The organism is Kribbella albertanoniae, from assembly GCF_004348455.1.
Lineage (GTDB): Bacteria > Actinomycetota > Actinomycetes > Propionibacteriales > Kribbellaceae > Kribbella > Kribbella albertanoniae.
The window spans coordinates 1-9477 of record NZ_SMKA01000333.1 but is presented as its reverse complement, the minus strand read 5'-3'; the positions used below and the strand labels follow the sequence as shown (position 1 = coordinate 9477).

At 68.8% G+C, this 9477-nt stretch carries 10 protein-coding genes; 2 read left to right on the top strand and 8 right to left on the bottom strand.

Translation table 11 applies throughout. The features are described 5' to 3' along the window. The coding region (locus tag E1261_RS40180; protein WP_238176743.1) for an MFS transporter at positions 1-1503 on the bottom strand (1503 nt) is incomplete at its 3' end. A gap of 50 nt (positions 1504-1553) precedes the next feature. On the opposite strand from E1261_RS40180, the gene E1261_RS40175 reads away from it, so the two are divergent. Beyond that, positions 1554-2252, top strand: coding sequence for a TetR/AcrR family transcriptional regulator C-terminal domain-containing protein (locus tag E1261_RS40175; RefSeq protein ID WP_238176742.1), 699 nt, complete (start codon positions 1554-1556; stop codon positions 2250-2252). A gap of 3 nt (positions 2253-2255) precedes the next feature. Here the strand turns inward: E1261_RS40175 and E1261_RS40170 are convergent, their stop codons facing one another. The 7 genes from E1261_RS40170 to infC form a co-directional block, all read right to left on the bottom strand. After that, positions 2256-4262, bottom strand: coding sequence for a hypothetical protein (locus tag E1261_RS40170; RefSeq protein WP_132414998.1), 2007 nt, complete (start codon positions 4260-4262; stop codon positions 2256-2258). Further along, on the bottom strand, positions 4252-4815 hold the full coding sequence (locus E1261_RS46165; protein WP_202875423.1) for a hypothetical protein: 564 nt from the start codon (positions 4813-4815) through the stop codon (positions 4252-4254). The genes E1261_RS40170 and E1261_RS46165 overlap by 11 nt, the downstream gene beginning before the upstream one ends. A 44-nt stretch (positions 4816-4859) precedes the next feature. Beyond that, positions 4860-5768: a CehA/McbA family metallohydrolase gene (locus E1261_RS40160; RefSeq protein ID WP_165952811.1), complete on the bottom strand. Its 909-nt coding sequence runs from the start codon at positions 5766-5768 to the stop codon at positions 4860-4862. Continuing rightward, entirely contained in the window at positions 5765-6577 is an 813-nt protein-coding gene (locus tag E1261_RS40155; RefSeq protein WP_132414997.1) for a TrmH family RNA methyltransferase, read from the bottom strand. The genes E1261_RS40160 and E1261_RS40155 overlap by 4 nt, the downstream gene beginning before the upstream one ends. Before the next feature lie 29 nt (positions 6578-6606). Beyond that, entirely contained in the window at positions 6607-6993 is a 387-nt protein-coding gene (rplT, locus tag E1261_RS40150; RefSeq protein WP_132414996.1) for a 50S ribosomal protein L20, read from the bottom strand. A 95-nt stretch (positions 6994-7088) separates the two neighbouring features. Next, positions 7089-7283: a 50S ribosomal protein L35 gene (gene rpmI / locus E1261_RS40145; RefSeq protein WP_132169842.1), complete on the bottom strand. Its 195-nt coding sequence runs from the start codon at positions 7281-7283 to the stop codon at positions 7089-7091. An 82-nt stretch (positions 7284-7365) separates the two neighbouring features. Next, the gene (gene infC, locus E1261_RS40140; RefSeq protein WP_476703275.1) at positions 7366-8010 is read right to left on the bottom strand and encodes a translation initiation factor IF-3; all 645 of its coding nucleotides are present in this window, start codon (positions 8008-8010) and stop codon (positions 7366-7368) included. A gap of 358 nt (positions 8011-8368) precedes the next feature. On the opposite strand from infC, the gene E1261_RS40135 reads away from it, so the two are divergent. Then, a complete protein-coding gene (locus E1261_RS40135) occupies positions 8369-8755 on the top strand; it encodes a DUF1844 domain-containing protein (protein ID WP_132414994.1) in 387 nt (128 codons plus the stop codon). Positions 8756-9477 lie beyond the last annotated feature (722 nt).

Sequence of the window (9477 nt, the reverse complement as noted above, 5' to 3'; positions counted from 1 at the left end):
GGTTGGGGTGCTGGGGTCGGCGGGTGAGCGGCGTGGGAGGACGGCCAGGGCGACCAGGGCTCCGGCTAGCGCTCCGACCAGGCCTACTGTCATGGCTATGGTCATGGCGCTGGTGAAGGAGTCTCGGGCTGCGGCGACGAACTCGGGGCCGAGGGCGAGGGTGGCGGCAATCGAGTCGCGCGCTGCCTCGGGAACGGCGTCCGGGAGGTTGGCGGAGTAGGCAGCAGCCAGGACACTCCCCAGTACGGCGACCGACAGCGCACCGCCGGTCTGCTGGACGGTGTCGTTCATCGCGGAACCGACCCCGCGGTGCTCGGCCGGGACCGCCTGCATCAACAGCGTGTACGCCGCCGGTCCAGCGAGCCCACCGCCGATCCCCATCACCATCAGGCCGGCGATCAGCAGCCCGTAGCCCGTCGTACCGGAGACCTGGGACAGGATCGCGAACGCGCCGCCGATGACTGCCAGCCCGAGGGCGATCAGCGTGCGGTCGGCGAGCTTCTTACCCAACGTCGCGCCGAGCACGTTGAACACGGTCGCGGCGACGGCGTACGGGATAAGGGCCAGGCCGGCCTTCAGTGGGCTGTAGCCGAGGACGAACTGCAGGTACTGGGTCAGGGCGAGCATCAGACCGCCTGCGGTGAAGGACAGCAGCACGATCGAGAAGCTGGTCCCGCTGAACCGGCGGTCCTTGAAGAGCTCGAGCGGGACCATCGGATGCGCACTCCGCTTCTCCCAGAGCGCGAACGCCGTCAGTGCAGCGGCCCCGACAGCCAGCCCACCAAGGACTTGCGCCGAACCGAACCCGTTGGTGGGAATCTCGATGATCGCCCACACGACCGACGCCATCCCGATGACAGTCAGTACGGCGCCGATCGGGTCGACGTTCCGGGCCGGGCCGCGGGATTCCGGGATCAGGACGACGGCACCGATGATCGCGACCACGGCGATCGGGACGTTGAGCAGGAAGATCGAACCCCACCAGAAGTGGTTCAGCAGGACGCCACCGATGGTCGGGCCGGCGATCACCCCGACCATCGCGACCATCGACCAGCCGGCCATCGCCTTGCGCTGCTCCTCCGGCGGGAACACGGTGAAGAGCAGCGACAGCGTGCTCGGCATCAGCAGGGAACCACCGACCCCCATCAGCCCGCGGCAGGCGATCAGCTGCCAGGGAGTCTCGGCCATCGTGGCCAGCAGCGACGCGGCCCCGAACAGGACCAGGCCGATCAGCAGCATCTTCCGGCGGCCGAAGCGATCGGACAGACTGCCCGCGGTCAGCAGGAGCCCCGCGAAAGCCAGGATGTAGGCGTCGATCACCCATTGGATGTGGGCGGGAGTGGCGCCCAGATCGCGCATCAGCGACGGGATGGCCAGGTTGAGCACGGTGTTGTCGACGACAAGCACCATCAGGCTCAGACACAGGATCAGCAGGATCCACCAGCGACGTGGATGCCCGGCAGTAGTCTCGGCAGCGGCCGACTCGAACGGTGTACTAGTCACTCGCACACTGTACGACACAACTCGCACAGTGTTCCAGTAGGATGTTTCCCGTGAAGGAATCGATCTGGACCCGGCAGCCGAAGGCGGCCCCCGCCCGCGAGACGCTCACCCGCGAGCAGATCGTGCGTGCCGCCCTGGAATCACTCGACACCGAGGGCGTGGCCGGCCTCAGCATGCGCAAGCTCGCCGCCAAACTCGGCTCCGGCGCCACCAGCGTCTACTGGCACGTCCCGACCAAGGACGACCTGATCGACCTGCTCATCGACGAGGTCTGGGGCGAGATCGACATCCCCGAGCCGGAACTCGCCGGCTGGCGCAGCGGCCTGCTGCTGTTCGCGCACAGCATGCGCGCCACGATCATGCGGCACCCCTGGCTCCCCGAGGTGATGTACACCCGCCCGAGCATGGGCCCGAACGCCATGACGATGGGCACCCGCGGCCTGGCCCTGATCGCCGCCGCCGGCATCACCGGCCGCACCGCCGACTTCGCGCTCGGCACCGTGATGTCCTTCGTCCTCGGCAGCACCGGTGGCGAGGTCGCCACCCGCGAAATGGCCCGCCGCGGCGGCCAGTCCCTCGACCAGTTGGCCGCCGAAGTACGCGAGCGCACCGAGTCCATCGCCGACCCGATCATGCAGGAGTCCGCCCGCCGCCGTACCACCGGCGACGTCGACGCCATGTTCTACGACTCCTTCACCTACGGCCTCGACCTGGTCCTCGAAGGCCTCGCCGCCCGCGTCGAGGGCTGACGCTCAGCCCCGGCCGCCGGCGCGACCCCGGGCGGCGCCGGTCGTTCCGCGGCGGAGATGGTCGGGACGCTCGGAGGCCTCCCCCAGAGCCGGTACGGCGGACGCGCCCGTCTGCGGACCGGTGGTCGGCGTACTGGTGATGGCGGGCTCGACCATCCGCGACTGCGGGGTGTTCCAGGCCATCGGGGTCTGGGGATGATGGATGACCCAATCGGTGTCCTTGAAGTGCGAGGAGAGCTCGCGGCCGAGGACGGTGGCGTCGAACGGGCCGGAGGACTCGAAGACGCCGAGGGACAGCGGGCGGCCGAGTTTGTCCTCCCAACGCTTCGACCAGTCGGACAGGTTGGGCAGCGAACCGCGGACGGCCTGGTTGTCCAGGTACCCATGGCCACCCATGAAATCGCCCGGGTAGCGGTCGTTGTGGTTCTCGCGCCAGTGCGACCGTGCGGCCCGCACCGCGGCGCTACTGTTGATGTCCAGGTCGAAGTCACTCGGCTCCGGGGCCAGGCCGAGCCGGTACATCGAGTCGTACGGACGCCGCAGCGGCCGGTTCTGGTCGTCGCCGAACCAGTCCTGCATCCGCTGCAGCGCTTCCGGGTTGCCGGCCAGCTCAGCCTCGGTGGGCAGCGTCTTGTGCAGTCCGGAGTAGAACTCGGCGCCCGTTCCCTTCAACCGGATGTCGACCTGAGACGCGTCGACGCCGTCCCGTTCGAGCGCTTCCAGCATCTCGGAGCCGAACTCTCGGTACAGCTCGGGCGTCAGGCCCAGCGGGGACTCACCGGTCATCATCCAGCGCACCTGTTGCGGGCTGATCTGCAGGAACTCGATGTCGCGCCGGGCGATGGCGTAGCCGGAGTCGTCACGCGGCCACCACGACGGACCCTCTTCCGCACCGTCGAGAATGCGGGCGATGCGCTGGTCGAGCGCGTCCGGTCCGGTCTGCGGCAGCACCAGCGGTGACAGCTGCCACGACAACGCAGCAGCTTGTCGTTGCGTCGTCGTACCGGCTGTGATGCCGTCCAGGGCCGGGCCGCCGAGCCGGATGCCTGCCGCTGCGGACTGTTCGCGGTCGCCGACGCCGAGGTGCGAGATCACACCGTCGACGGTGGCCGTGTGGTCGCCCGGAAGCGTCACCCATTCCTTCTGCCCGAGATACCCCATCCCGGTGGTCGGCACCGAGAAGATGTCCTGCGTGGAGTGCCGCGCGGCGAGGATCACGCCATGGCCTCGGCGCTCCTCCAGCCAGTCGGCGACCACCTGCCGGTCCGCCGACCAGCTGGCCAGCGGTCGCTGCCGCGCCTCGATCACGCTGCCGATGTTGTTCTCGTCGACCCAGTCCGGTCGCGGCGCACCCTCTTCCCAGCTCAGCGCACGGTAGGAGTACACCTCGGTGATTCCGCGCGCTGCCAGGGTCTCCTGCGTCATCTGGTACTGCGTGCGGAGGAAGTCCCGCAGTGCGTCGCGGTTGTAGTCGAGCTCGAGATCGACCTTCGAGCGAGTGGTGGGATCCATGTGCCAGTCCATGGCGTCCTGCAGCCCGAACTCGTCGCGGGTCACCTCCTGCAGCGCCAGTACGCGGATGTTGTTGTTCGACCCGTACGACCACGCACCCATGAGCTCACTGGTCGAGATCATCCGGACCACCTGGTCGGCCCGCTCGGTGTCCATCCGGATCGCGCGGTGCGCCTGCTCGCGGTGCTGCGCGGACCGCAGCTCGTCGACATGCAGGACGTCAGCGCCCAGCGACGGGTAGCGCTCGTTGTGAGCGAGGAGCACGTAGCGGCTGTCGCCCAGCCTGCTGGCCATGTCGTTGCCGACGGTGAGACCCATCGACGCCAGCACCAGCTCGGGTGTCGACGAGCGCATCCGCGCCGCCAGCGCCTCGATCGCGACGGTCTTCGCCTGGGGCGTCGTGGTGACCTTGCCGTCGTCGAACAGCAGCGCCTCACCAATGCGCTGCCGTTCCTGCCGCTCCGCCGAGCCGACCGGCGGCAGCGGCTCAGTCGCCATGCAAGAAGTCCTCTGCCTGTTGCCGGAGGCCCGCCGGTGCCGACGCCCAGGCGGGGGTCTGCATCAGCTCACGCAGCTTGACCTCCAGCACGTCCCGCGGCGCGTCCGCCAGTACGCCGACGTGCGACCACACCTGCTCCAGCTCACCAGGCAGCTCCCAGTGCGCGGCGAACGCGGACTCCGCCGTACCGGAGCCGACCGGCGCGACGTACACCTCGTCGGCCGAGCCGGCGGGCTCGATCTCGACCAGCGTCAGGCCGAGCTGTGCGATCGCGGCCCGGAACGCGGTGCGGAGCGACTCGACGCTGTCCGCGTTCGGCTGCTCGCCGGTGTGGAACAGCGTGAGCACCCAGCCCGACTCTCCGGTCCGTGCCAGGTCGAGGACGACCGGCGTACCTTCGGGGTCAGTGCGGTTCACGTGCGCAATGCTCTGGGCAGCTCCCGGCCCCTCGGTCCGCGGGGAGTCGATGAGCCCGAACCGCTCCCGCAGCCAGGTCAGCTGCTCAGCGGAGAGGGCACCGTGGGCGAGGGCTCGCAGTGCGGGCCAGAGCATGGCGAACGTCCTTTCGTCGGGCGACAGCTTAATTGACGAGGGGCCTACGAAACCGGTTCCACCGGGAGGTGGATGGGGTTGGTCCAGGCACGTCCACCCGCAGCGTCCTCGACGGTCACCCGACAGTGCTTCCCGCGGAACATTGCCAGTGGCAACGTGCAGTCGGTCAGCCCGGAGCCCTGTGCCACCTGGGCTCCTGGCGCACCACCGCTGAGCAGCACCTTCACGGCCGCCGAGCACTGCACCCGCACCAGGTCGCCATCGATCCGTACGTCGTACAGCTCGGGGCCGGTGCTGGAGTAGAAGTGGCCGGCGATCAGCGCGGCCAGCAGTGCGTCCGGTTCGAGGGACTCGCTGCGCACCTGGACCCAGGCCGCACAGGGTGGCGGGTCCTGGGGCTGCAGGTGTGCGTCGTCCGCCGCGTACGCCGTCAGCCGGTGCCCGCGGTTCAGCAACACGTCGGTGAGGTGCCAGCTGTCACCTCGGTTCTCCCGGTCGGCGAGCGCGTTGTAGACCTCGACGGAGTGGGCCGCATCCAGGCTCTCGGCATCCACGGCCGTCAGCAGCGACGCGGCGGGATGTGCCATCCCGACAAAGGCACCGGCCGCACGTGCCCGCCGGGCGAGCTCCGGGCCGGTCTCCTCTGGTGCCGGCGGCTGGAAGTCCAAGGGCAGGCCCACAGCGACGATGTGCCAGGACGGCCCCGCCTCCGTCCGTGGTGCGTGCAACTCCGCACCGATCAACGTCGTGAACGCCGCCGTCCGCAGCTCCCGGGTGTCCGTCACCGGAAAGCCGTACTCTGCCCGGAAGTGGTCAGTGACAGCCAGAAAGTCGTACCCGGCGTCACGGTAGATCCGCACCGTCTCCGCGGGCGAGAACGCGCCGTCGGACTCATTCGAATGGGTGTGCAGGTTGCCCCGCCAGAACTGTCCGGGCAGGTCGAACGGTGTCATCGGCGTTGGGCTCGGGCCGAGGCGTAGAGGCAGATGGCGGCAGCGGTGGCGAGGTTGAGGGACTCGGCGCGGCCGTAGATCGGGACCTTGACGGAGTGGTCGACGAAGGCGTCGAAACCGTCGGGGAGACCGTGGGCTTCGTTGCCGAAGAGCCAGACCGTGGGTTTGGCGAGGGTGCCGTCGTCGATGCAGGTGTCGAGGTCGGTGGTGCCGTAGCCGTCGGCGGCGAGGACCTGGAGTCCTTGGGCGCGCCAGGCGGTGGCGGCGGTGGCGAGGTCGGCGTCGACGGTGATCGGCAGGTGGAATATGCTGCCGACGCTGGCCCGGACGGCCTTCGGATTGTGCGGGTCGACCGACTCAGTCGACAGTACGACGGCATCCGCGCCGGCGGCGTCCGCCGTACGGATCAATGTCCCGACGTTGCCGGGGTCGCGCACCTGGAAGCCGGCGGCGACCAGGCGGGCAGTCGGGAGAACCGCCTGCTCCAGCGAGACGTCGACAAGGGAGCAGACGGCGACGACACCTTGTGAGGTGACGGTTTCGCTCAACGCCTCGGCACCGGCCCGATCGACGTCGAACCACGGTACGTCGGCCGCGGCGGCGAGGTCGCGCAGATCGCGATGCCGCGTTGCCACGGACGGTTCGGCGTACACCTCGAGGACGAGTTCACGATGCTCGAGGGCTTCGCGGACCGCCTGCGGGCCTTCGGCCAGGAAGCGGCCGGTCTTGCGGCGGAACGCGCGAGTGGCGAGCCGCCGGGCCTGCTTGATCCGCACGGATTGCGCGGTCAGCAGACCAGGGCTCGCCACTCGGGTGCTACGTCCGGAAACGGTAGTGCTCAGGCCGCGCTGGTCGGCGCGTTGACGTCGGCCGGCAGGGCGGCCTTGGCCAGCTGCACGATCGCGGAGAACGCCGCCGGGTCGTTGACAGCCATGTCGGCGAGGATCTTGCGGTCGACCTCGATCTCGGCCAGGCGCAGACCCTGGATGAAACGGTTGTAGGTCAGGTCCTCGGCGCGGACCGCAGCGTTGATGCGCTGGATCCACAGCTTGCGGAAGTCGCCCTTGCGCGCCTTGCGGTCACGGTAGGCGTAGACGAGCGAGTGGGTGACCTGCTCCTTGGCCTTGCGGTACAGCCGCGAGCGCTGGCCGCGGTAGCCGCTGGCCTGCTCGAGTACGACCCGGCGCTTCTTGTGGGCGTTGACTGCCCGCTTCACGCGTGCCATGAGGTGTTACTCCTTGGTTCTGCGCCGCGACCGGGCTGGGCCGGTACGGCGGGATGTTCGGGGGAAGGGCCACGAGGCCCCGCGAGGCGGGAGCCTCAGATGCCGAGAAGCTTCTTGGCCTTCTTGGCGAACGACGGCGCAACCTCGACCGTGCCGCTCAGCCGGCGCTTACGCTTCGACGACTTCGCCTCGGCGAGGTGGCGGACACCGGTCTGCTCGCGGCGCAGCTTGCCCGAGCCCGTGACCCGGACGCGCTTCTTCATCCCCGAGTGGGTCTTCATCTTCGGCATGGCTAATGAACTCCTGAATTGTTCTTTCGTTGACTCGAACTCGGACAGTGACGGTGCTCCGGCAGGCAGCCGGAGCAGTCCTTCACTCCGGGTCGAGGTTGTCTGCCGGACCCTTCGGCTTCTTCGTGGCACCGGCGGCGACCTCGGCCTCGTGAGCCTTGACCTGGGCGGCGCGCTCGACGCGCTCCGCTTCCAGCTCGGCCTCACGCTCGGCCTGCTTCTTCGCCTTCTCGGCATCCACGTCCACGCGCGCCTCGGACTTCTTCTTGTGAGGTCCGAGAACCATGATCATGTTCCGGCCGTCCTGGCGGGCGTTCGACTCCACGAAGCCGAGCTCGCTGACGTCCTCGGCCAGCCGCTGCAGCAGCCGGAAGCCGAGCTCCGGCCGCGACTGCTCGCGACCGCGGAACATGATGGTGATCTTCACCTTGTCACCGGCACGGAGGAAGCGGACGACGTGACCCTTCTTGGTCTCGTAGTCGTGCGGGTCGATCTTCGGCCGCAGCTTCATCTCTTTGATGACGGTGTTGGTCTGGTTCCGGCGGGACTCGCGCGCCTTCTGCGCGGTCTCGTACTTGTACTTGCCGAAATCCATCAGCTTGCAGACCGGCGGGCGTGCCGTGGCCGCAACCTCGACCAGGTCGAGATCGGCTTCCTGTGCCAACCGCAGTGCGTCCTCGATCCGGACGATGCCTACCTGCTCACCGTTCGGTCCGACCAGACGCACCTCGGGAACGCGGATGCGCTCGTTGACGCGCAGTTCAATGGTGATGGGTCCTCCTGGGTTGTTCTGATTCCGGTACCACCTCTTCGCCGCTCGAGGTCTCCTCAAGAAACGACGAAGGCCTCCGTGCGACTAACACACGAAGGCCCAATTCCCTGATCCCCGGCGTGCCAACCGTTTGAACGATCGGTACGCCGTACGATTCGCCAAGACCGGAGTCTCGGCGTGACCGGGACCCGCCGACTGTTCATCAGCTGGGTGGGAGGTGGCCCTCCGCTTGGATCCAACCACCGGAACTCCTCGGGTATTCCACCCATGGGGCACCGCCAGACCGGATCGGTCGCTATGCAACAGTAACACCATGACCGACGAACTCTCCACTCCGCCGTCCGCCACTGATGCTGGGCCTGGTTCTGGCACGGCCTCCCGCGACATCGCCGACGTACCGAGTGTGGAGATCATCTCGACCGCCGCCCTGCACCTGCTGAGCGCGGCCGCCGTCAACCTCGGCCTGGCCGAGGACCTCCCCGAACACAAGGACCTGGACGAGGCCCGCTCCCTGATCGACGCCCTCGCCGGCCTCCTCGACGCCGCCGCCCCGTCCCTCGGCCACCACCACGCCGCCCCCCTCCGCGACGGCCTCCGCTCCCTCCAACTCGCCTTCAAAGAAGCCTCGAGCATCCCGGACGAGCCCGGCTCCGGCCCCGGCGAGAAATACACCGGCGCCGTCTACCCCGCCACCCGCTAACCCGGGCCGGGGCGGACCGCCAGCACCCACCAACCCCAGCCGGGGTCGGCCCGCACGCCTGGCGCAGCCGCCCGAACTCCGGATCACCAGGGTTACTGGGTGGTGGAGGTCCGGCCCCACACCCTGGGGGGCCGCCCGCGGCACCCACCAAGCTCCATCTGATAACCACCCGTCTGCCCCGCCATCGCCTCGACCGCCGGCAGTCCCATCGGCCAACCGGACCGCCAGCACTGTCCAACCAGCACGCCGCCGCTCCACGCACGCCTGATCAACGCCCGCCGGAGCCACGCCGGAGCAGTTAGTCAGTGGCGGACGTCCGCCACGCCGACAACACCACCCCGCTCGGACCGCGACGCCAACCGCCTTCCCACCCCCCTTCCGGCGAACGCCCACGACCGTCATCGCGCCCGAAGGTGGGTCCGCTGCTCTTTGGGCACGAACATCGACTTTGAGCACCCATCAACCGTTTCGGCGGGCTCTGCGTGGTTGGTGGGTGCTCAAAGACGCGGTCCCCAAGGGTGGGGCGGCTGCTCCAGGGGCGACGGGTGGTGGGTATGCCCACGAGATGGTGGGTTGGCGAACCGGGATCGCGCTGGCCAACCCGCCACCGGATGGGTCTACCCATCAGATGGTGTGTTGGGCCTCCATCGCATCCGGGTGGGGACCCGCGACGCATGCCGGTGCACGAGCTGGTGGGGTAGCCCGTCAGATGGGGCTAGAGG